We start from the raw sequence: 24,569 nt of genomic DNA, 5'->3' as shown, positions 1-24,569 counted from the left end.
CTATTTGCCAAGTACAGCAATGACTCGCGCTAAATCTTCAGGTGTATCAACACCCGCCTGTGGCGCGCACACTGCTTTTGCAATTTTAATCTTATAACCATGATAAAGGACACGAAGTTGTTCTAAAGACTCAAGTACTTCTAAACGAGACTCAGGTAACTCGATGTAGTCCTTTATAAAACCTGCTCTGTACGCATAAATACCAATATGGCGTGCAAAATCAGCAAGATTTAATTTTGCTTTATCGTCATTCATCATCGCATCACGATGATAAGGGATTGGCGCACGTGAAAAATACAACGCATTGTTATCTGCATCGTTAATAACTTTGACACAATTAGGATTAAAGATATCGTCAATCTCATCAATGCTTGTACTCAAAGTCGCCATTGGCGCATCTGAGTCTGCAAGTAGCGTGGCAACTTGAGAAACATTTTCGCTCGCCAATAAAGGCTCATCGCCTTGCACATTCACAACAATGATGTCACTTTCAAGCTCTAATTGCTCAACAACTTCAGCTAAACGCTCTGTACCAGATTGATGATCTTCACGCGTCATAAGCACGTTATCAGTAAAGAGTTTTACTGCATCAAACACAGCTTGATGATCGGTGGCAACGTAAACTTGTGATGCACCTGACGCAACGGCTTTTTCATAAACATGTTTGATCATCGGTTTACCACAGATATCAGCCAGTGGTTTACCCGGCAAACGTGTTGATGCGTAGCGTGCAGGAATAACGACTACGAATTCCACTTATCAACCTCTTCTTGGCTTAATTCACGGGCTTCATTTTCTAATAGCACCGGGATATCGTCTTTGATTGGGTACGCAAGTTTTGCAGCTGTGCTGATAAGCTCTTGATTTTCTTTATCAAGACGTAGTTTACCTTTGCAAACTGGGCAAGCGATAATTTCAAGTAATTTTGTATCAAAGGCCATTGAGGATCCCTTTTTGTTTTAATAATAAATTTAGTTTGTCGATAACTGCTGGTGTCGGCTTTGCATCAACAGGTAAATAATACCAATTAGGTTTAGCAAAACTAAAGCATTTAACTGCATCTTTTTCTGTCATAAACACTGCATCGTCGGCAAAATCGTTGAAGTCATTTGCTTGGTAGGCATAATGGTCTCGAAAATGATGAGTCGATAACAACTTAATGCCCTGCTGCTCAAGACTATTTTCGAAGCGTTTAGGATTACCTATTGCACTAACCGCATGACCTTTATCTTGAAATGAATTAGCAAGCTTTGAATCACTCACGGTTCGAAATGGACTCGATGCCAAATCATAGCGACTCTGTGCGTTGCCACCATTTTCAATCACTAAATCAACCGACTTTAAACGCGCTTTTGTTTCGCGAAGTGGACCTGCTGGCATTAATAGACCATTACCAAATTGTCGCTCACTATCAACAATACAGCACTCGATATCACGCGCCATTTTATAATGCTGCATGCCATCATCAGAAATGATCACATCAATACCATGCGGCTCTAATGCCTTAATACTTGCTTGTCTGTTAGGGCCAACCATAACAACACAGCCTAAACGACGTTGTATCAATACAGGTTCGTCACCCGCTTGCGTTGTACTCGTTTGTTCTGTCACTAACAGTGGATACGAATCTGACTCTCCACCGTAGCCACGGCTGATCACAGCCACTTTTAAACCTTGTTGCTGTAAGTACTCAGCAAGCCAAATAACAAATGGCGTTTTCCCGTTGCCACCTACACTGATATTACCAACCACAATAACAGGAACATGCGCTTTAAAAGCCTTAAGTATATTAAGCTTATAAAACAAAGCACGAAGTGTTGAGATAAACCAAAAAAGCACACTCAAAGGCAAGAGTAAAATGCTTAGTAAACCTGGCTTTTTATACCAGCTTTTTTCAATAACACTCACTATTTCTCACCAAATTGCATCTTACATAAGGCTGAATAGGTACCGTCTTTTTCAAGCAGTTCGCTATGTGTGCCCTTTTCGATAACCTGTCCATGATCAATGACATAAATACAATCACTGTTTTCGATAGTCGATAAACGGTGCGCAATGACTATTGAAGTTTTCTCTTTCATTAAACTATCAAGCGCTTGCTGGATCAGTTTTTCAGATTCAGTATCAAGTGCTGAGGTGGCTTCATCAAGGATCAAGATAGGGGCATCTTTTAATATTGCACGTGCAATAGCGATACGTTGACGTTGGCCGCCTGATAACATCACGCCGTTTTCACCCACCATGGTATCTAACCCTTCTGGTAAGTCTTTTACAAACTCCCAAACATGGGCTTGCTTGGCAACGGCCATTAATTCTTCGTTCGTTAATTCACGGCTTAGACCGTAACAAATATTATTAGCAATGGTGTCGTTAAAGAGCACGACTTGCTGTGAAACCAGTGCAAATTGCTTACGAAGATCCGTTAGCTTGTAATCCGCGATATTAACACCATCGAGCAAAATTTCACTTTCACCTTCAAGTTCATAGTAACGCGGCAGTAAATTCGAGATGGTCGACTTGCCTGACCCAGAGCGCCCAACTAATGCAATGCTTTCACCGGCATTAATCGTGAGTGACAAGTTTTTCAAAACAGGCTCATCTTTAGTTGGGTATTTGAAGGTCACATTATTCACTTCAATACGACCCGTCACTTTCTCAATGCTGTATGTACCAGTGTCCTTTTCAACCTCTTCATCAAGCACTAAAAAGATACTTTGCGCAGCAGAAATACCACGTTGTAAATCGCTATTTACGTTTGAAAGTTGCTTAAGTGGACGCAATAACATCATCATTGATGAAATTAGCAATACGAAGTCGCCAGAGCTAATGGTGTCAATCATAGACGGCATCGACACAACCCATAAAATCACTGCCATAGCGCTTGCTGCCAATATTTGAATAACAGAAACACTTAACGCTTTGGTGGCATCCATTTTAATGCGCTGCTGGCGATTATGATTGTTAATTGCTGAAAACTGAGCAATTTCTTGTTGCTGACCGCCAAAACCATGAATCACTTTGTGACCAGAGAGCATTTGTTCTGAGCTACGCGTTACTTGCCCCATGGCTGACTGAATTTTTTTCGAAATCATACGAAAACGTTTTGAAACAAACGCGACAATCACAGCCACCAGCGGAATAATAACTAAAAATATTAAAGAAAGTTTCCAGCTGGTATAAAACATATTGAATAGCAAAAAGACTACAAAGGCCCCTTCTCTAACCACGATTAAAAGCGCTTTCGTGATAGCTTGCTGTACTTGCTCAGTATCGAAGGTGATTTTTGAAATTAAATCACCATTTGAGTTTTTGTCATGAAATGAAACAGGTAAATGTAAGATATGCTCAAACAATTGCTGACGTAAGCTTCTAACAACTTGCGAGCCAACATAACTTAAACAATACGACGACATATAGTTAAACATGCCTCGACCTAACACCAGCGCTATAACAACAAATGGGGCATAGGTTAAAACTTCAGTGTTACGGGCATTAAGACCTTCATCAATGAAGGGTTTCATTAAATTGATAAACAATGCATCCATAGCGGAATAACCAATCATGCCCACAATGGCGAAAAACGCGATTAACTTATAATCACCCACATAACTGATTAATCGCTTATAGATTTGGGATGTAGTTTGATCCATAACACTCTCTTATTCATAGACTTCGACTATTGTAGCCTCATGGGGTTAAAAACAAAACGTCAATCTTGTTCGAACCAATAACTTTCCTGCTCGCGGGCAAATTCCAAACGATAACTATCACGATAAAATAGGATACGAATGTGCCCCTGCTCGGCGGTGGAGAATTGAGGTATATGGCGTTGCTGATAGCGTTTTACAACCTCTGGGTGCGGAAAATGCCATTGGCCTTGATAAGCCGACGAATGAATCACCATTTCTGGGTTTACAGCATCAATAAAGCGAACACTCGATGATGTATTACTACCATGGTGAGGACTCAATAAAACAGTCGCATGCAGGTCAACGCCCTTTTCAATCAGGGTTGCTTCTGCAAAAGCGGAGATATCACCTGTTAACAACACTGAATAATTTCTAGAACTAATTTTTAGTAAGCATGAGTGATCATTTCGATTATCACCATTCACATCAGCATGAAAGCTATTTATGTTTAGCCCTTCAAATATCAAACGTTTACTATCACAAGGTTTTCTTAGCCCCTCAGGATGAAAGGTTGAGAATGTATCGCGGTACCCAGCTCGGTACCAAGAACTTAAACCACCCGCATGATCGTTATCTAAATGACTTATTAGTGTCGCCGAAACCGTTAATGCGTGTTTATTAATATTCCTAACTAACACCCTATTGATGTAATCATAGCGAGAAAAGTGCCTTGGCCCTAAATCATAAATTAGGGCATGCTCATGTGCACTTATCATCACCATAAGGCCATGGCCTACGTCAAAGATATCCACTTGGAATTGAACCTGTGGCTGTAGCTTGCAATCAATGATATGGATAAAAAGTGGAAGTACTGATAAGTACTTCTTTGGGCTAAACAGTAAGATGAGCAAACTAAGATAGCTGATGGTCAATAGCGAAAAATTAAACTCTGTGAAAGAAAACCAACGCCAATGCTTAGGAATACTAAGTAGTAATTGATAGCCAAAACTCAGAACACTATCGACAAGAGACAATAAACTAACCACATCGAGAAAACTTGAAATCAGACTATAAAATATCAACAAAGGGAGTAACACCAAGCCAACAAGTGGCACGGCGATTAAATTGACTATAAGACCAATTATACTGGTACCGTCAAAATAAAATAATGACAATGGCAATAAGCCAAAGAACAAGGCCAACTGAACATACATAAGTTGGCTAATACGCTTTATTAAACCGAGTTTTATATCTAACGTATGCTTGGTTAATAGGAAAATAATTGTCACCGCAGTAAAACTAAAATAAAGCCCCGGATTTAGAAGCGAAAATGGGTCAATCAGCAGCACAAGTGTTAAAGCATACAGAATAGAGCGCCAGCGCAGCGGGTTTTTACCTAACTGATATATGACCAAATAGCAGCCGAGCATAACAAGAGCACGCGTTGCTGAGACAATAAAGTCGCTCAAGTAGACATAAATAAGTGCACAGCTAAAGCCAAATAAAACAAAACCGTTGTTCAACTGGTATGCTTGATTTATCCGCAGTTTACTTACTTTTACCAGCCATTTGCTCGTATAGAAACCTATTGCGTAGATAAGTCCGATATGAAGTCCAGAAATCGCGAGCAAATGCGTTAGGCCTAACTCTCTTAATTGAGTGTTATCTTCATAGGAAATTTTGCTTCTATCACCTGTAAGTAAAGCATAGTAAAGCCATTGCAAATGTGTATTCTCAGTGATGCTGGCAATGTACTGCCGATACCGTTCTCGAATATTATTGCCTTGTTGGTGACCATAGGAGCTAACTTCACCAACACTACGACCTTTGTAAAATATCCGTTCTTTAAGCGCATTTCTTTCACTATCGAAACTATCGAAATTTTTTACAGAACGATAACGCTTGAGCTTTACTTTGCCTTCTATTAAATCACCTGAGAGAAGTGGTTTATCTGATGTAATACTGAGCATGGCAAGTGGTGCAGGACGAATTATTCTTTCGCAGGATTCTATATTTATTAATCGCGCTTTGATGTAAAAAGGACTCTTCGCACTAACACTTTCAATTACCTCAAATTTGACAACTCTAGTGAGTTGGTAGTTTATTTTGCAATCACTCACGGAGTAAAAAATTAGGTAATGAAAAATCACTAAAAAAATTGCGCAAATAAACCCTGACAATAGAATCAAAAAAGGCTTAAAATAAGCACCTGCTAATAAAATAGCAAAACTCATTATATAGAACGCCGCAGTGCCAAATGTATATAGGGTGATAAAACAGCCTATGACAAAGCCGCTGCATAACCAAATTGATGTAAATGGTTGCTTTAAATGGCTAAAAAAACGATCCAACGGTTTTTACCTGATCATAACAAGGTAAGAGAACACAAGTATTTAAGAATTTTTGGTCGTTTATTGCATGATGCCAATTTGTGGCACTTAAATAGACGCTCTGCACGCGGTGCATTTGCGGTTGGTTTATTTTTCGCATTCATCCCTGTTCCTTTTCAAATGGTTCTTGCAGCCGCCCTGGCTATTCCATTTCGAGTGAATTTACCTATCTCTGTTGCGACAGTGTGGATCACAAACCCACTAACAATGCCTCCTATTTTCTATTGTTCATATATTGTTGGCACGATTGCCCTAGCCCAGCCTCCACAGCATTTCCAATTTGAACCAAGCTGGCAATGGTTCATCGAAAGCCTGACAACTATCGGTCCTGCGTTTTTAGTTGGTTCACTTATTTGTGCAACGGCTGCGGCTATTATTGGTTATTTTGGTATCGATATGCTTTGGAAGCGCTCAGTGCGCAAAGCCTGGATACATCGCCATAAAAAATAATATTAGCAATTTATAATTTCAGTATAGACAAAAAACCCAGCTTGACGCTGGGTTTTTTAATATTGATTAGTAAGTCTCGATTACGAAACGATTACTTTTTAAAGAAGCGACGTGCAGCTGCAAATGGCACTAACAATAGTGCATACCAAGGAAAACTTGCAGATTGACGCTCATATTGTTCAATCTCTTCCGCTGGACACTCTTCTACACTGCCATCAATTGGCGTTAATTTAACAGCAACTGCAATACTTTCATATTCGATATTACCATCAACATCGACAACTACATTGCCAAATGAATCTGTCTTTTCGACTGTTTTAGTCGCAACACCGAAGATTTCATTATTGTTGTTAATTGATTTAGCTTCAGCAACCGTATACTTAAAGCGTGTCTCACCATCTTCTTCGTAACATGGTAATAAATCGTTTAAGTTAACAACTTTATCTTCACCAATGGTGTACATGAAACCTTCACGACGACGCGTAGAAGTATTGTAAATGTCAGTTTCACCTTCACCAACAACGATCCCATTGTCATTAACATCATTTGCTAACGAACTTGAGCTCGAGAAGTAATCAGTTGGGAAAACAACACTGTCACTTTTTTTATCGTAGTAGAAGAATTTTGTGCGCGTTGTACCATCAATACGTTTGCTTGCGTAACCAACAACAACATCGTTATTATTTACAGCAAGTGGCTGTCCCGAAATCCAATCGTCTTCTTGATTGATAAACTCTTTTACTTCACCATTTTCGAAGATAACAGGCATAGTGATGCGGGTGCTATTGCTTTTATAACGAACATCAGAAGTACCTACAACCAGACCATTTTCGTTGATAGCAAGTGCGTTACTTCGAAAAGCAAAATCTTCATCATCTTCAGGTGTTAAACCTAAACCAAAAATTTCAGTGTTAGTGATATTAAGATTACTATCTAACGTCCATTTCACAGCGCGTTTGTTATAGATGCCAGTTGTATAAGTACGATTATAAGCTTCTACACAGTCTGAAACTGGCTCATCTTCACCATCACAGTTATCGGTAATATCATCAAGTGGGTCAACCGCGATATCCGTTGATACTGTACCTACAACTTCATAGCCATTAGCTGTTTTAATAATGTCATTTGCCGAGCTAATACCGCCGTAATCATCAAACTCAGGTGCGAGTTCAACTTTCACACCATCTTCTGAGATTACAATCGCACGACTAATAAAGTCTCTTAAGAAGTGTGTTTCTTCTTCGTCTTCATCAGTTTGTGTGAACGATGTTTTTTCGTAAGGTGCACTACCCCAACCGACCATTACACCGTCATCTGTTACTGCATTTAGTAAGTTAGACGTCGAACGTGTTAAGCCGTCAAAATCAAGCGATTGTTCATCAAATAATACTTGCTCTGTTGAACCTTCAGATGAATATACCGTCGCTATAGCGCTTGATAGTTTTTGATATTCAGAATCAGTTGAACGACCTGTTAAAAAACTAACCATAAATGAATGGGCATCGGCATTGGTATTTACCGCATCGTTATTCGCAATATCATCAAGGGTGAAAGTAATTTCTTTATCAATGAGTTTATATTGCGCTTCTGCTGTATCGTAAGCTGATTCAAGACGGCTATCATCTGTAAAATCAATATATGAGATATCAATAGGTAGCTTATAAAGACCGTTTGCTAAGCCTATGATGTGACCGTTTTCACTAACATCTGTTACGTAGTTAAATTTAGCGCCATCAACGCCACCTAATTCTTCTAATTTATAGGTTGCGCTCATCGCTGAGGTACTTAGGGTGGCTAAAATACTGGCAGCGAGTAATTTGTATTTCATTTTAATCCTTACTACTGATTCTTTAAATCTTCGAGTTCTTCCCAGCGCTCAAAAGCGGCTTCAAGCTCAGACTCTAACTCGGCTAAATGGTTCAATGCTTCTGTCGTAATTGCAGCATCTTGCTTAAAAAAGTCTGGGTCATTAACCACAACTTGCTGAGCGTCTAACGCTTTTTCAAGTTGTTCCACTTTACTGGGTAATTCTTCTAATTCAAGTTTTAATTTGTAAGAGAGTTTATTACTTTTCTTTGGTGTTTTATCTTGGCTAACAACGGGCGGCTTTTCTTGCTTAATTTGTTGCTGTTGTTGTTTTTCTTGCTCAGCTAAATGAGCAGCATATGCTTCATAGTCGCTATAGCCTCCGACAATGTCAGTGATCTTGCCGTTACCTTCAAATGCCCAGACAGAATTACAAGTATTATCAATAAATTCACGGTCATGACTTACAATCAGTACAGTGCCCTGATATTGGTTAATAATCTCTTCTAAAAGCTCTAAGGTTTCAATATCTAGGTCATTGGTTGGCTCATCGAGTACGATAATATTCGATGGCTTTAAAAATAACTTTGCTAATAATAAGCGGTTTTTCTCACCACCCGATAATGCTTTTACCGGTGTACGTGCTCTTGCCGGCGGAAATAAGAAGTCTTGTAAGTAACCAAGTACATGACGTGAGCGCCCGCCCATCATCACTTCTTGCTTACCTTCAGCTACGTTATCTTGTACTGTGGCTTCTTCATCAAGCTTTTGACGATACTGGTCAAAATAAGCAAACTCTAAGTTAACACCTTGCTTAACACTGCCGCTATCAGGTGTTAAGTCACCAAATAAAATTTTAAGCAGTGTTGTTTTACCAATACCATTGGGTCCGACCAGGCCAACACGATCGCCACGCATAACAAGGGTCGAGAAATCTTTCGCGATCACTTTATCTTTAAATGCATGACAAATGTTCTTCGCTTCGAATACTAACTTGCCAGAACGGTCCGCTGTTTCAATATTAAAATCGGTTTTACCTACTTGATCAACACGTTGCTTACGCTCTTTACGTAATTCTTTTAAAGCACGTACGCGCCCTTCGTTACGTGTTCTACGTGCTTTAATACCTTGGCGGATCCACGCTTCTTCTTCTGCTAAGCGTTTATCAAATAGTGCGTTTTGCGTTTCTTCAACTTTTAAATCATGCGCTTTTTGTTCAAGGTACGTCGCGTAATCACCAGGATACGAAACCAGCTTACCACGGTCTAAATCAAGAATACGGGTTGCAACTGCTCGAATGAATGCACGGTCGTGAGAAATAAAGACGATACCGCCTTTAAACTCTTTTAAAAATTGCTCAAGCCAAATAACACTACTCATGTCTAAGTGGTTGGTAGGCTCATCAAGTAACAGTAAATCGGGTTCACTGACCAAGGCTCTCGCTAACGCAACTTTACGTAACCAACCACCCGATAATGATTCAAGCTTGGCTTCTGGGTCTAGCTCTAAACGAGATAAAACGAGCTGAATACGGGTATCAAAACGCCAGCCATCAACGGTTTCTAATTGATTAGATAAGCGTTCTAATTTGTTGAGCAATTTATCGTTATAATCTGTCTGCATTTGATTACTAACTTGGTGATATTCTATCAGTAAGTTAGCAATGTCAGGCATGCCCTGCGCGACATAATCAAATACTGAGCCTGCCGCCCCTTTTGGTGGATCTTGCTCTAAACGTGAAATGCGAATACCGCCTAATTGGTTGATTTCACCATCATCCAATGTCACTTGGCCATCAAGTACTTTTAATAGTGTTGATTTACCTGCACCGTTTCGACCAACGATACAAACGCGCTCACCTGACTCAATAACGGCATCGGCATCATCTAGTAGCGGATGCGTACCATAAGCGAGTTGAGCTTTGGCTATTCTGATTAAATCCATCGTGATTACTACTCTTATTCTTTATTATCAGCAATAAATTGCGCTAATTGCTCAGCATCAAAAGGCCAAAATAATTTCTTGCCTTGATGAGATTCCACAACCGGAATACTGGTTTGGTAAAGTTCAATCAGCTGTTCACTGTCCATAATGTCTTTTGCTACAAACGAAGCGTTTGTAGCAATTAATAATTCATCGGCCATGTCACACAGATGACAGCCATCAGTGTGGTACAGGGTAAAATTAGCCATGGGTAATAAGCCAGCTATTATGAATTTGCTTATTACGCTTAAAATCAGGTGATAAGGTCTTGTCAGAAATGTTTTCTGCTTTCAAACCTAGGCCCATTAACCCGACTTCATCCATGCTAAAGCCACGCTTATTGTTTGAGAATATAAGCGTACCATTCGGGCTTAAGATTTTCTTAACCCAAGTAAGTAGTTTGATATGGTCACGTTGTACATCAAATGCATCTTTCATACGTTTTGAATTTGAGAACGTCGGTGGATCTAAGAAGATTAAATCGTATTGACCTTGAGCATACTCAAGCCATTTCAAGCAATCAGCTTGTTCAAAACGATAACGTGTATTACTTATGTCATTAAGCGCAAAGTTTTCTTGTGCCCACTTTAAATAAGTTTTCGACATATCAACCGTGGTAATGGCTTTAGCGCCACCAACAGCAGCATGTACAGATGCGCTGCCAGTATAGGCAAACAAGTTTAAGAAACGTTTACCTTGTGCGTTTTGTTGAATATAACGACGTGCCAAGCGGTGATCTAAAAATAAACCCGTATCTAGGTAATCAAATAGGTTCACTTTAAATTTCGCACCAAATTCTTCTACCACTTGTGTGCGATTTTGCTTTGATACCTTGGTATATTGCTCTTCACCTTTTTGCTTTTTACGCACTTTAACCGCAATATTTTCAGGGGCAATTTCTAACTGCTCAGCAGTCAGACTAATCACATCTTGTAGACGTTTTTGTGCTGTATTGTCATCAATTTCTTTTGGCGCAGCGTATTCAAAAATAACCGCTGAATCATCGTATACATCAACAGCTACGTTATATTCTGGAATATCCGCATCATAAACACGATAACAGCTTACTTCATTTTGCTTTAACCAGTTCTTTAAGTTTTGCTTGTTTTTCTTTAAACGATTTGCAAACGCTGTTGAACCTTCAAAATTAAGAGCAGGTTTATCTTCTTTACTAAGTTCTACTTGTTTATCATCTAATTGGTATAGATTTAATACCACATCTAACGGGCCATTTTTAAACTTATAGCGTTTTAACTTAACTAATTTTAATAGCTTAAATAAGCTTTCATCGGTGCCAAGCAAAGCAAGTTTCCAATGATTAAAGTGCTTTTTAAAGCCTACACCTAAGCTACGGTGTAAGTTCACCAGCTCCGCCATTGAACCTAATCGTTCACCATAAGGTAAGTTTGAAATCACTACACCAGGAAGTTTTGCAACAGACGTTAGTTTAGTCGCATCGCTTTGTTTAAATTTAATCACACTACCAAGGTCTGCGCGCTCTGCGTTTTCTTGCGCTTTTGCAATAACACTACCGTCAATATCATGACCAATAAGCCAAAGTTTAGGATCAGTAATTTGTGCCGTTAATTCAGCTTTTAATTCTTTGTACTTTTGAATACGGAAACTTGGTAGACGCTCAAAGGCAAAACCTTCGCGGAATAACCCCGGCGCTTCATTGCGCGCCATGCTTGCAGCTTCAATTAAAATAGTACCTGAACCACAACATGGATCGAACAAAGGTTGTTGTACGTTTTCAAGCCAGCCACTTCGTTTCACTAGTGCTGCTGCTAAGTGCTCTTTAATTGGCGCTTTACCTTGATCTTGACGATAACCACGCTCAGATAAACGCGGGCCAGAATAATCTATATAAAGCGCAACACCTTGACGGTTCAACCTTGCTACAACACGAACATTGGCATTGTATTTATCAACATCTGGGCGTTGTTCGAATAAATCTGCAAAATAATCAACAATCGCATCTTTTACAACAAGACCTGAAAATTGTGTATTTTTTAAATCGTTATTGGTGCCGCTAAAATCAACAGCGAAAGTTTGTTTAGGACCAAACCACTCTTGCCAAGGCTGCAGTCGCGCAAATTGATAAAGGCTGTCTTTGTCTTTTACGCCTTCCTTTTCTTCTATCAGCATCATGATACGAGTCGCAAAACGGCTCGATAAACAAATCTTCTGTGCTAATAAGCTATCTGCTTCAAAACGTACAGAGCCCACGGTTTGTTTAGAGACTTCTGCACCGAGTGTAGTAAGCTCATCAACAAGTAAATTTTCTATTCCGATAGAAGTAAGTGCGATAAATTGCAAAGTAAAAACCCTTAAATGCTAATTGCGCAGGATTATAGCATAGCTTGGCGAACAAAAACGCCAACATTTGCAGGGATAGTAGGGCGTGTTGACTTTTTTTGATTAATTTTGCAGCAGTGTGTTTGGTATTTTGGCAAGGCAGAGCCTATGTAGTGTGATTGTTTCCCATAAATAGGCGATAACGCAGCATAAATGCCAAACACGCGCTGCCCTTCGGGTTCTTCCTAGGGGCGATTAACTCTTTGTTGCTCGATTTTTACTTAGCCCACTAGGTTACAAATCTCGCGCCGCGATTAAATCGCCCCTAGAGTGAACAAATTTTAATTCACAAAGGTCAACACGCCCTAGGCAGATTTAAACTGTTTTTGTTGAATATAAACAGGATGGATACGGTTATTTAAAACCTTAATAGCCTCAAACTGTTCAAGAGAAAGGTTTTCGTCTAGTTGAAAGTGTTGGCTTAGGTTAATACATACCGACGCTTCACTTGAATGGTCAACAATTAAAAACTCCCCTTCTTGTGCCTGTGAGCACAATTTCACTACAGCTTCGACACTTGGCTGGCTGCCATGATACTCATGAAAGAACCAACTTTTTGCAAGTACTGGTTTTAAATGAAATTTAACCGCTGTAGCGTTAAGGGCAATTTGACAAAGCTGTGCTGGGTTCCACAGTGAGAATGTTTCGAGGTATTGATAAACTTGCTGATAGAAAGCCGCATCTTCAAGGCTGAAGTTTGGTTGTTCTAATACTGCATCAGTGAGTTGGCGAAGTTTATAAGGCGTGCACAGTTGCATATCTTGGTCAAGGTCAACCAAAAGACGATTATTTTTCGCACAAGCAAGCCATTTCCATTGCTTAGATGCTTGTAACATGTCTCCTCCCTAACGAATAAATACTGTGCGCTTAATCGTAAATTATAACTAAAGCAGACCATTAATAAAATGATTTCTTAGAACATTTTATTAATGATCAATTGCTTAGATAACTGATCCTTATAAGCTATTTAGGATCGTTTTTACCAATTCTGGGCCTTTATAAATGAATCCAGTGTAAACTTGAACAAGGTCTGCACCCGCTGCAAATTTCTCTTTTGCAGAATCCGCATCATCAATACCACCCACACCAATGATAGGTAACTTACCATCAGTTAAACGCTTAAGCTCACTAACCACGTGGGTTGAACGCTGACGTACTGGTTGGCCAGATAAACCTCCCGCTTCGTTTGCGTATTGTTGGCCTTGTACTGCCGCACGCTCAAGCGTCGTATTTGTTGCAATAACGCCATCGATCTTATTAGTGATCAATGACTCACTTACCTGGGCAATTTGCACTTCATCAAGATCAGGGGCGATCTTAACCAGCATTGGCACTTGTTTGTTGTGTTTAGCAATTAGATCAAGTTGCTCGTTCTTTAAGCTTTGTAATAAGTCATCCAGCGCCTCACCATATTGTAAGTCACGAAGGCCTGGCGTATTCGGTGAAGAAATATTTACTGTGATGTATGATGCATGCTCAAATACTTTGCGCATACAGTGGATGTAGTCATCTTTACCCTGCTCGTTTGGTGTATCTTTATTTTTACCAATATTAATACCTAGAATACCGTCGTATTTCGCTTCTTTAACATTGTTAACTAGGTTATCAACGCCCTTATTGTTAAAGCCCATGCGGTTAATAATCGCATTTGATTCAGGTAAGCGGAAAATACGTGGTTTGTCATTACCCGCTTGAGGACGTGGTGTAACAGTGCCTACTTCAACAAAACCAAAACCCATTTGCGAAAATGCATCAATACACTCGGCATTTTTATCTAAGCCTGCCGCTAAACCTACTGGGTTTTTAAACTCTAAACCTAAAAAGTTAACGGGTTTATTAGGGACAGTTTGTGACCACGCAGCACTCAATGGCGTATGAGCAAATCGGCGTAAATTATTAAGTGCAAATTCATGAGCCCACTCCGCATCACGGGTAAACATAAAACGGCGAGCTAGATCATAAAACATGGTTTGTTCCTTAGGTAAAAATAAACAAGGTAGCCGTTTGTAAACGGACCATTGCAAATTAAGGGCAAAAAAATACCCCAGCGAGCTGGGGTATGTATTTTAACGACTTTTCACTTATTTGGAAGTGTCACAGTTGTGGCTTAACAACATTAGTTCACGAAGTGCCACTGAGAACTTCGCAAAATCATGGCTTTGCGATGTTTTGAACTCAGATAGCATCTGCTTCCAACGTTGTAATAGTAGATCTTGGTTATCCATCCACTCATCAATTTGTGCATCAATGTCTTTGCTGTCTGCAGCAAAGCTATTAAGTACCACAGCTGATAATGTACGTTGTTGCCAATCCAGCTCTTCACGGTAAGAAGCACGAGCAAGTGCTTGCCAGTGGTTCGCAACTGGTTGGTTGGTGATTTGGTCAAGGAACCAATGTAAGCCCATACGCGCACCTAACTTGAAGTAGGTGTTAGAAACCATATCAATGCTACGCTCTGAATTGTTAGCGATTTCAGCTAAGTCCATGACAGAGAATAAGCTTGATAGTGACACAATACGTGTTGCAAGTGCTTTTGGTACATTGCTGTCAATTAGCTTATCTGCCGCTTTAACTAGGCGCTCGCTTTCTTTTTCAACCATGTAGCTGTTTAAGTTTTCACTTAAATCAGCAAATGTTGGTGCAAAGAATTCAATTGCTTGCTCAATCGTTTGTGCTTTATTGCGATGACGTAAGAACCAACGTGTTGCACGACGAACCGTACGACGTAATTGATATAGCATTTCTGTTTGTACAGCTGCTGGGATCTTATTATCAAGTGCAACAATTGATGACCATGTTTCTGGCATCTGGAACACTTCTTTTGCAATTGAGTAGCAAAGTGCGATTTCAGCTTCGTTAGCACCTGTTTCTTCGTGCATACGAACCATAAAGTTAAGACCCATATCGTTAACGATGTTGTTTGCAAGTTTCGTTGCGATAATCTCTTTACGAAGTGGGTGGTTATCCATTGCATCGTTGAACTTCTCACGAAGTGGTACCGGGAATGAATTAACTAATAACTGACGGTAATAAGGGTTTTCTGTGATTTCATCAACCACTAGAGACTCTTTAAGAACCATTTTCGCGTAAGAAACAAGTACAGAAAGCTCTGGACGAGTTAAGTCTTTACCCGCTGCTGCACGCTCTGCAAGTTCTTCATCTGTTGGGATGAACTCGATTGCACGGTTAAGCTTGCCGTCTTTTTCAAGGGCATGGATAAAGCGTACTTTTTCTTTAAGCGTTGATGTACCTTTTGATTGTGTAATCGATAAGGTATGTGTTTGACGATAACAGTCTTTTAATACTAACTCAGACACTTCATCAGTCATTGAATAAAGTAACTCATCACGTTGTTTACGCGTTAAGTCACCTTCAGCAACTAGACCATTCAGTAAGATCTTAATGTTTACTTCGTTATCTGAACACGCAACACCACCTACGTTATCGATGAAGTCAGTGTTAACACGACCGCCTTTCGCAGCAAATTCGATACGACCAAGTTGCGTCGCACCTAAGTTACCGCCCTCACCTAAGATCTTCGCACCAAGCTCAGAACCATTAATACGAAGTGCATCATTCGCGCGGTCACCCACATCAGCATCTGTCTCTTTAGAGTTCTTGATGTAAGTACCGATACCACCATTCCAAAGTAAATCAAACTCCATCATCAGTGCAGCTTTGATTAACTCGTTAGGTGTCATGCTTGCTTTTTTAGTGCCAAGCATTTTCTTCATTTCAGGGCTTAAGCTAATTGATTTAGCCGCACGAGAGAATACACCACCACCTTGTGAAATAAGGTCTTTGTTGTAATCTTCCCAAGAAGAACGCGGTAGATTGAATAAACGCTCACGCTCTGGGTAAGATGCCGCTGCATCTGGGTTTGGATCAACGAAGATATGCATGTGGTTAAATGCAACTTGTAAGCGAATGTGCTTAGAAAGCAGCATACCGTTACCAAATACATCACCTGCCATGTCACCGATAGCCACAACAGTGAAGTCTGTTGTTTGACAGTCAATATCCATTTCGCGGAAATGACGTTTAACAGATTCCCAACCACCTTTAGCAGTGATACCCATTTTCTTATGGTCATAACCAACTGAACCACCAGATGCGAATGCATCCCCTAGCCAGAAGTTATATTCATTTGCGATGCCGTTAGCGATATCAGAGAAAGTCGCAGTACCCTTATCGGCAGCAACTACTAAATACGGATCATCTTCATCATGACGAACAACATCAACTGGTGGCACAATCTCACCACGTTCGATGTTATCTGTGATATCTAATAAACCACGGATGAAGATTTTGTAACACTCTTGGCCTTCTTTAAAGAACGCTTCACGGTCTGTCGGTAGCTGTTTACATACGAAACCACCTTTAGAACCTACTGGCACGATAACCGTGTTTTTAACTTGTTGCGCTTTAACAAGACCCAGTACTTCAGTACGGAAATCTTCACGACGGTCAGACCAACGTAAACCACCACGCGCAACTTTACCACCACGTAAATGCACACCTTCAACGCGCGGTGAGTATACGAAAATCTCAAACGCTGGAAGCGGTAATGGCATTTCTGGGATCATAGAAGGCTGAACCTTGAACGATACATATGACTTAAATTGGCCATCCGCTTCTTTTTGGAAGAAGTTCGTTCTTAGTGTCGCGATGATCATGTCTACGTATAAACGAATGATACGGTCATCATCCAGGTTCGCTACGTTTTCAAGTTCTAAATAAATTTGTGCGATTAGCTTTTCTAAAACTTTTTCACTGCCAGGGTTCTTAACTGAGAACTTTTTAGTGAATAAGTTTACGATTTGCGATGCAATGTGTGGGTAATTTGCAAATGTGCTTTCAATGTAAGTCTGTGAGAACGTTACACCAATTTGACGCATGTATTTTGCATAGGCGCGAAGAATAGACGCTTCGCGACCCGTTAAACCACCCATTAATACTAAGCGGTTGAAACCATCGTTTTCTAAACGGTTATTCCACACATTTGTTAATGCAGCACGGAAACGCGCTGAAACTTTATCAAAGTCAGCAATGCCTTTGTTGTCAATTAGCATGGTGAAGTCCATGATCCAATTAACTTTACCATCAGTTGTTTTAACTGAGTAAGGCGTTTCACCCACGACACGTAAACCAAAGTTTTCTAACATTGGCATGACGTCAGATAAGTGGATTGGCTCATCTTTATGGAATAAGCTTAAACGAACTACGTTGGTATTTGCTTCTTCTTGTGGACGATAGAACAACATTTCTAGTTTGTTTTCGTCATTCAGAAGTTCAAGTTTTTCAATATCAACAACCGCTGCACTTGGTAGAACCTGGTCTTTATACGCACTTGCAAACGCTTGCGCATATTTACGGTTTAATTCTTTACCACGTGCTTCACCTGCGCTTTCTAAGAGTGCAGATTGGAGTCTATCTTCCCATGTACGGGCAGCTTCAATTAGGTTGTTTTCGATGTCTTTCACGTTATATTCAATATTATTGTCAGTCACACGCACCGTATAGTGTGTACGGGCTAATGTTGACTCAGAGAAGAAAGTAGTAAATTCGACTTTATCGTCAGAATTAAATGCATTGGCTAAGATACGTTGCGTTTCACGACGAAGAGCCGTGTTGTAGCGCTCACGTGGTACGTAAACCATGCAAGATAAGAAACGACCATAAGCGTCTTTACGAACGAACAAGCGACACATATCACGCTCTTGAACTTGCAATACACCCATCGCAACTTCAAGTAGCTCTGTTTCACGTGCTTGAACAAGTTCATCACGTGGATACGTTTCCAGAATGTTTAATACCGCTTTGTATGCGTGTGTACCTTTTGCAAAATCACACATCTCCATGATGCGGTTAATTTTACTTTTTAGTACCGGTACATCAGCAGCGCTATTATTGTAGAAGCTTGATGAGAATAAACCGATAAAACGGTCTTCACCAATTACATTGCCTTTGTCATCAAAACGCTTAATACCTACGTAATCGATATAAGCTGGGCGATGAACGCGAGATACTGAGTTAGTTTTAGTTAAGATCAGTAAGTTATTGCTACGTGCTTCTTGACGAGCAACTTCAGGTAATTCTGATAATAAACGGCTGTGCTCTTCATCTGAATTTTTCATCAAACCAAGGCTTGTGCCCTTTTTACCTTTTAATTGATAATCACCTTTAACCGCTGATAATTCGTATTCACGATAACCCATTAAGGTAAAGTTATCTTTTGCTAACCAGTCTAAAAACTCAACGGTTTCAGCAACTTCACTATCGTTATTATTATGATGGCGTTTTGGTAGCTCTTTGGTTACCGCAATCAACTTGTCACGAATTGGCTGCCAATCTTCTACAGCAATCGATACATCAACAAGCACAGATTCAAGTTCTTCTTTGAAAGACTCAATTACTTTTGCATCTGTTTGACGGTCAATTTCGATAAAGAACACAGTTTTAGTCGACGTTGATTCTTGCTCTGCCTTTAAGCTTGAAATACCCGTGATTTTCGCGTTTTTATCGCGTTGGATTTTCAGCGGAGAGTGAAGTAATAAGTGAGAAGCGATGTTTGCGCGAGTCATGGCCATACGCACAGAATCAACTAAGAAAGGCATGTCTTTCGCGATGATTTCAACAATAGTGTGCGATGACTGCCAGCCATCTTTTGCTACTTCTGGGTTGAAGACACGGACAACCGCGTCATCAGAATTATTTTTTTCTAGCGAGTTCCATAGGCTTAGTGCAGCGCCATATAAGTCACTATCGTTGCGATGTGCCAAATCCTCTTTAGACATATTGCTGTACAAGGCTTTGGCGAATTTCTCAACGAGTAACACATTATCAGCGTGAACTTTTTTCTGGATCAGCTTACAGACATTATCTAAGATAACCGAGGCTTGCCCTTCATTTCGTGTCATTGTATGTTCCTTAATCTATACTACTTATCGATTAGTAGAATATTTGTACAGCCATTTATTAGCGTGGAGTCAGGTAAATTCTAACTCTTTTACAGCTAATAAACAGCCTTTTCGATGAAATCATTTTAAGCTTTTCAGCTATTTGGTCATCTATTCACAAAATATAGATATAAATGGCCATTACTGGCCATATTGGAGCACAATTATTCACATTATTTTTTCTGGTCAGTCCAGAGGAAGCTGCCAATTGCAGGTAAAAGTAGTACTGCACCCAACATGTTAACCAAGAACATGAAGGTCAAAAGTATACCCATATCTACTTGGAACTTCAGATCAGAGAAAATCCATGTGCTGACACCGATGGCTAAGGTAATACCCGTGAATAACACTGCGCTACCACGCTCTGCTAATGCATTGCGATAAGCCACTTCAAGTGCGACACCTTGTTTTAGCTGCCCCATCATTGATGACAGTATATAAATCCCATAATCAACACCAATACCAACACCTAAAGCGATAACAGGTAGTGTCGACACTGTTAAGCCAATTTCTAACTGTACCATCAACGCTTGCGCTAACGTCGATACGATGTACAGAGGTAATACTACGGCGATTGTGGCTTTCACACTTCTAAAGCTTATTAAGCATAGCAGGATTACGGCGCCGTAAACGTAAAGCATCATAGGTAGCTGTGCAGCTGATACTGATTCGTTCGTTGCAGCCATTACACCCACAGGCCCTGATGCAAGTTTAAACTTCAACGTGTCAGTTTCTTCGCCAGCAGCAAACTCTTTAACTTTAGCAACAACGTGGTCAATCGTTTCTGCTTTGTGGTCATTTAAGAAAATAATCACCGGCATGACAGAACAGTTTCCATCAAGTAAGCCTGAGCTTGTTTCAACACGCGATGTTGATTGCACTAAGCTCGCGGTGTTTCGCGGCAAGCTTTGCCATTTTAAGTTACCTTCGTTAAAGCCTGCATTCACAGATTGCGCAACTGAGCTTAAACTCACAGCCGATTGCACCCCTGCTACGTTTTCCATTTGCCATTGGAAACGACTAATACGTTCCATCACATCATGCTCAGTACAGGCTGCAGGATAGGCTTCAACAATCACTTTTAGGATATCTGAAGATATGGTGTATTTATCTGATATTAAGAAAGTATCTTGGTTATAACGGGCATCTTGATGCAGTGATGGTGCACCAGCATGTAAATCACCGATACGCATCTTATCAGCTTGCCAATAGCCCACAGCGAATAACACAGCTGTCAGTGCAATGATGAACACAGCTGTTTTACGGTCTGTTGCTTTAACTAACAGTTCACGTAGTTTATCTAAGAAATTCGGTTTGTCTGTATGTGTACCCGCTTGAATATGCACTGAACCTTCGAAGCGCATATACGAAGCCCAAACCGGCAATAAGATTAAGTTTGTGAAAATAATAACCGCAACACCTAAGCTCGCGGTAATAGCAAGCTCACGAATAATACCAATATCAATCGTCAGTAAAGTTAAAAAGCCCACGGTATCAGATAACAGAGCAATACCACCTGGAATAAGTAGTGCTCTAAAGCTTGCCTGACAGCACACTCTGGTTGAACTACCCGATGTGACTTTTTTACCGATATCATTAATCATTTGTACACCATGGCTTACACCAATGGCAAATACTAAAAAAGGCACCAAAATTGACATAGGGTCTAAACCAAAGCCTAGGCTTGACAGCAAACCTAACTGCCAAACAACAGCAATGATCGAACAAGCAATCGGTAAAATAGTCAGTTTTAAAGAGTGGCAGAACAGCCAAACCATTACAAATGTGAAAGCAATAGCAATAGCAAAGAATAACAGTACGCCCTTAGCGCCCTCTGCGACATCCCCAGCCATTTTTGCAAAACCGATAATATGAATACTGACCTTGTCAGTGCTTAGCGGTTCACGTACTTGTGTTTCTAACTTTTCAGCAAAGGCTAACGTGTCGAGTTTTTCTTGTGTTTGTGGATCAGTCTCGAGTAGCTGAGCAGTTACCATTGCACACGAGTAGTCGCTTGCAATCATGCGACCAACTACTTTTGCTTTTTCGATGTTTTCTTTTACAACCGCAAGCCCACGTTTGTCTGCTGTAAAGTTTGCAGGAATAATAGGACCACCGGCGAAACCATCTTCAACCACTTCAACGAAACGCGCACTCGGTGCAAAAATTGAATTTACTAACGGACGATTTACCCCTGGAATAAAGTAAAGCTGGTCGTGAACTGCTTTCAGTTGAGTAAAAAATTCTTCATTAAAAATATCACCGTCTGCATCACAGACTGAAATTAAAATACTGTTAGCGCCACCAAACTGCTTTTCGTGTTTAGTGTAAACTTTCATGTAGTCATGATTGAGCGGAATATTTTTGTTAAACGACGCGTCTAATTGAATTTGCGTTGCTTTGAATAATAAAAAACAGGTGATCAAAGCAAAAGAAATAATTGCGAACAAGCGATGGCGAAACACCGCTCTTTCTAAGATATCTAAAAAACCACGCATTACGGATTCAACTCCTTCACTTTAATGCCATTTTCTGAAGCCATAATCAGTTTGTTTTGAAACACAACGCCATCGAGTAATGACTTACCATCTGCCATTTGTTCTTCTGAGAGTTGATCATTTTTAATATGGAAAATCACGCCACTGTTTGCAAATAATAGCCATTCATTATTGTAATTAATTGCGCTATTCACGGTTGCATAATTCCTGTGCGGGATTTGCTGCCACTGATCACTGTCGGCTTGACGAGTAAAAATATTGCCACGAAGTCCTGCAACGATGTCTTCGCCACCTTGATCTGCAGTTGACGCAAACGTAAAGAAAGAGCCCATATAGATCTCTTCGAGGCGTTGCCATGTTTGGCCATTGTCGACACTTTCTGCCATCAGACCCATTTCACCGGCTAAAATCAAACGCTCATCGGCTTTAACGTGCGATTAAAATGTGGCAGTATTGATGCTGTCTCGACTTCATAACCTTCAGGGTCATTTTCTTTTAAGTCATTTAAATAATCACGGTCATCTTCAAACAGTAAACTATCTAAAAAACGCTTTTGCCAATGCTCACCACCATCATTGGTTTCAAAGAACATGCCATAAGCACCAACGGCATAACCGTGCTTTTCTGATGTAAATAAGATATCCAAACATGGTTTATCCATGTTTGGTAAAGATTGTTGTAACTGCCATGTTTTACCTGCATCCACTGTGTTAATGATGGTTGCATCATGACCACATGCCCAGCCTAAGTCGCTGTTGTAAAAATCAACGGCTGTGAGTAGCACTTGTGTTGGGACACTCGCTTGTTGCCAAGATTGCGCATCTGAGCTTGTAATAACCACACCATGTTTACCTACAGCAACCAGCTGTGAACCTGCTAATTCAATGTCAGTAAGAAGAGTTTTGTTCGCATTAACAGCGCTAACGGCGTGTTGCGCTACTGGCATGTCTTGAGAAAAACATGAAGCACTATAAGCAAGACAGGCATAAAGCAAATACTTCATAAAGATAAATCGCCTTCGAAATGATAAAAAGAGAAGTCAAAAAAGCCACTGGGAAAACCAATTGCGTGTCCTGATGACTTACGCGAATTGCAAAAGGCACCTGTTAGCAGGTGCCTTATTTTGATTAACGACCTTCGCGACGTAATGCGCTTGATGTAAACTCGTTATCGTTGAATGATTTAGAGAAATCATACATTTTTTCTTGGTTATCTAAACCAATTGCTAAATAACGACGTGAGTTAAGATCATGGTAAACTTCTAACGTACTCCAATGAGTTGGTACTTCATAGTAGTTAAGACCATGTGCCATCGCTACACGATACATTTGATCACGGTTATCGTAGATATCCGTTACATGTACTTGCCAGCTATCTTCATCAATATAGAAAACACGTTTCTTATAAATGTGACGCGTGCCCTCTTTTAGATTTGCTTCTACAACCCAAACACGGTGTTTTTCATAACGAACATGCTCAGGGTTGATATGACCAGCTTGTAAAATGTCATCATAGCTCAGTTTGTCACTGTGTAGCTTGTAGCTGTTATAAGGAATATAAAGCTCTTGCTTACCTTTTAATGTCCAGTTGTAACGGTTCGGTGAACCATTGAACATATCAAAGTCATCAGTTGTACGTAAGCTGTCAGCCGCTGTTCCTGGTGCATCATAAGCAACATTAGGTGCGCGACGAACACGGCGTTGACCTGAGTTGTATGTCCAAGCTTGGCGTGGCGTTAAGATTTGGTCCATGGTTTCATGAACTAATAACGCAGTACCAGCAAGACGCGCAGGCTCAGTTACTTTTTGCTTAAACTTAAACAAGATATTTGATTCTTGTAGTTTTTCAGGTGTCGCTTCAGGCGATGAATACTCAACTAACAATTGCTCTTCAAAACCAACGTAGTTATAAGAACCTGATGCTGTTGGTGCTGCTTGACCACCAGAGCGCTCGATTGATAAACCACGGAAACGTAATAAGTGGTTCCAGATAGCTTCTAAACCATCTTTAGGAATTGGAAACGGCACACCTACAGCAGTGTTTTTAATACCATTACCACCTTCCACTAATTCCGCTGTCGTTGCATATTTTTTCGTTGCATCATATACAAACTGCGGATAAGACGCGCTACGACGGGTTGGATAGATGTTCATTTTGAATGTGTCAGGATAGGTATTGAATAATTCAATTTGACCTGGGCTCAAGTAATCTTTGTACTCGGCAACATTCGATTTATCAATCGTGAATAAAATTTTATCATCTGCATACGGATCAGGATGATGCATACCTGGCTTATAACTAGCCGGTGGCGTTGTAATGCCGCCAGTCCAAGCTGGAATTGAGCCGTCTTTATTCGCTGCTTTTTCTGCGCCAATTGGCGTTAAATCATTACCTAAACGTGCCGCTTCATCAGCGGTAATTTTTGCAAGTACACTCGAGCTTGCGAAAATGCCACAAAATGCTGCAGCAATGAGGGTAGGTTTTCTAATAATCATA

Annotated in this window: 15 protein-coding genes and 1 pseudogene; 1 reads left to right on the top strand and 15 read right to left on the bottom strand. The window is 40.3% G+C overall.

Features of this window, described 5'->3' with window-relative positions; translation table 11 throughout:
• Genes kdsB through C2M33_RS06810 form a run of 5 tightly spaced genes read right to left on the bottom strand, consistent with a single transcriptional unit; the run spans window position 1 to window position 5,980 of the window.
• Entirely contained in the window at window positions 1-756 is a 756-nt protein-coding gene (kdsB, locus tag C2M33_RS06830; protein ID WP_105174072.1) for a 3-deoxy-manno-octulosonate cytidylyltransferase, read from the bottom strand.
• A complete protein-coding gene (locus C2M33_RS06825) occupies window positions 744-941 on the bottom strand; it encodes a Trm112 family protein (RefSeq protein ID WP_036968654.1) in 198 nt (65 codons plus the stop codon). The genes kdsB and C2M33_RS06825 overlap by 13 nt, the downstream gene beginning before the upstream one ends.
• Window positions 931-1,908 carry a tetraacyldisaccharide 4'-kinase gene (gene lpxK / locus C2M33_RS06820; protein WP_105174071.1) on the bottom strand — a complete coding sequence of 326 codons (978 nt, stop codon included), beginning with the start codon at window positions 1,906-1,908 and terminating at the stop codon, window positions 931-933. The genes C2M33_RS06825 and lpxK overlap by 11 nt, the downstream gene beginning before the upstream one ends.
• A complete protein-coding gene (msbA, locus tag C2M33_RS06815) occupies window positions 1,908-3,650 on the bottom strand; it encodes a lipid A export permease/ATP-binding protein MsbA (protein WP_105174070.1) in 1,743 nt (580 codons plus the stop codon). Before msbA ends, lpxK begins: the two co-directional genes overlap by 1 nt.
• 59 nt (window positions 3,651-3,709) lie before the next feature.
• On the bottom strand, window positions 3,710-5,980 hold the full coding sequence (locus tag C2M33_RS06810; protein ID WP_063705542.1) for a DNA internalization-related competence protein ComEC/Rec2: 2,271 nt from the start codon (window positions 5,978-5,980) through the stop codon (window positions 3,710-3,712).
• Between C2M33_RS06810 and C2M33_RS06805 the strand changes: the two genes are divergently transcribed.
• Entirely contained in the window at window positions 5,960-6,469 is a 510-nt protein-coding gene (locus C2M33_RS06805) for a DUF2062 domain-containing protein (protein ID WP_063706174.1), read from the top strand. The genes C2M33_RS06810 and C2M33_RS06805 overlap by 21 nt on opposite strands.
• Before the next feature lie 91 nt (window positions 6,470-6,560).
• Here the strand turns inward: C2M33_RS06805 and C2M33_RS06800 are convergent, their stop codons facing one another.
• The 10 genes and pseudogenes from C2M33_RS06800 to C2M33_RS06755 all read right to left on the bottom strand — a co-directional run bounded on the left by C2M33_RS06800 (window position 6,561) and on the right by C2M33_RS06755 (window position 24,565).
• On the bottom strand, window positions 6,561-8,297 hold the full coding sequence (locus C2M33_RS06800) for a DUF3466 family protein (protein WP_105174069.1): 1,737 nt from the start codon (window positions 8,295-8,297) through the stop codon (window positions 6,561-6,563).
• Window positions 8,298-8,308: 11 nt separating this feature from the next.
• Complete coding sequence (uup, locus tag C2M33_RS06795) at window positions 8,309-10,219, bottom strand: ATP-binding cassette ATPase Uup (protein ID WP_063705546.1); 1,911 nt, start codon at window positions 10,217-10,219, stop codon at window positions 8,309-8,311.
• 14 nt (window positions 10,220-10,233) lie between these two features.
• Window positions 10,234-10,467, bottom strand: a complete 234-nt coding sequence (locus C2M33_RS06790) for a glutaredoxin family protein (protein WP_063705548.1) — start codon at window positions 10,465-10,467, stop codon at window positions 10,234-10,236.
• Complete coding sequence (gene rlmKL / locus C2M33_RS06785) at window positions 10,460-12,577, bottom strand: bifunctional 23S rRNA (guanine(2069)-N(7))-methyltransferase RlmK/23S rRNA (guanine(2445)-N(2))-methyltransferase RlmL (protein WP_105174068.1); 2,118 nt, start codon at window positions 12,575-12,577, stop codon at window positions 10,460-10,462. The genes C2M33_RS06790 and rlmKL overlap by 8 nt, the downstream gene beginning before the upstream one ends.
• 344 nt (window positions 12,578-12,921) lie before the next feature.
• Window positions 12,922-13,452, bottom strand: a complete 531-nt coding sequence (locus C2M33_RS06780) for a cell division protein ZapC domain-containing protein (RefSeq protein WP_063705553.1) — start codon at window positions 13,450-13,452, stop codon at window positions 12,922-12,924.
• A gap of 120 nt (window positions 13,453-13,572) precedes the next feature.
• Window positions 13,573-14,583, bottom strand: a complete 1,011-nt coding sequence (gene pyrD / locus C2M33_RS06775) for a quinone-dependent dihydroorotate dehydrogenase (protein ID WP_063705555.1) — start codon at window positions 14,581-14,583, stop codon at window positions 13,573-13,575.
• 114 nt (window positions 14,584-14,697) lie between these two features.
• Entirely contained in the window at window positions 14,698-19,536 is a 4,839-nt protein-coding gene (locus C2M33_RS06770) for an NAD-glutamate dehydrogenase (RefSeq protein WP_105174067.1), read from the bottom strand.
• Between the two features lie 212 nt (window positions 19,537-19,748).
• A complete protein-coding gene (locus C2M33_RS06765; RefSeq protein WP_063705559.1) occupies window positions 19,749-22,073 on the bottom strand; it encodes an efflux RND transporter permease subunit in 2,325 nt (774 codons plus the stop codon).
• Window positions 22,073-23,076, bottom strand: a pseudogene (locus tag C2M33_RS21480) (WD40/YVTN/BNR-like repeat-containing protein). The gene C2M33_RS06765 and the pseudogene C2M33_RS21480 overlap by 1 nt, the downstream one beginning before the upstream one ends.
• A 124-nt stretch (window positions 23,077-23,200) precedes the next feature.
• On the bottom strand, window positions 23,201-24,565 hold the full coding sequence (locus C2M33_RS06755; protein WP_063706176.1) for a DUF1329 domain-containing protein: 1,365 nt from the start codon (window positions 24,563-24,565) through the stop codon (window positions 23,201-23,203).
• Between the last annotated feature and the right edge of the window lie 4 nt (window positions 24,566-24,569).

The sequence above is a fragment of the Pseudoalteromonas sp. T1lg122 genome, assembly GCF_002964825.1.
GTDB classification, from domain to species: domain Bacteria; phylum Pseudomonadota; class Gammaproteobacteria; order Enterobacterales; family Alteromonadaceae; genus Pseudoalteromonas; species Pseudoalteromonas gelatinilytica.
The sequence above is the reverse complement of the archived record's forward strand: the minus strand, read 5'-3'. Positions and strand labels throughout refer to the sequence as shown.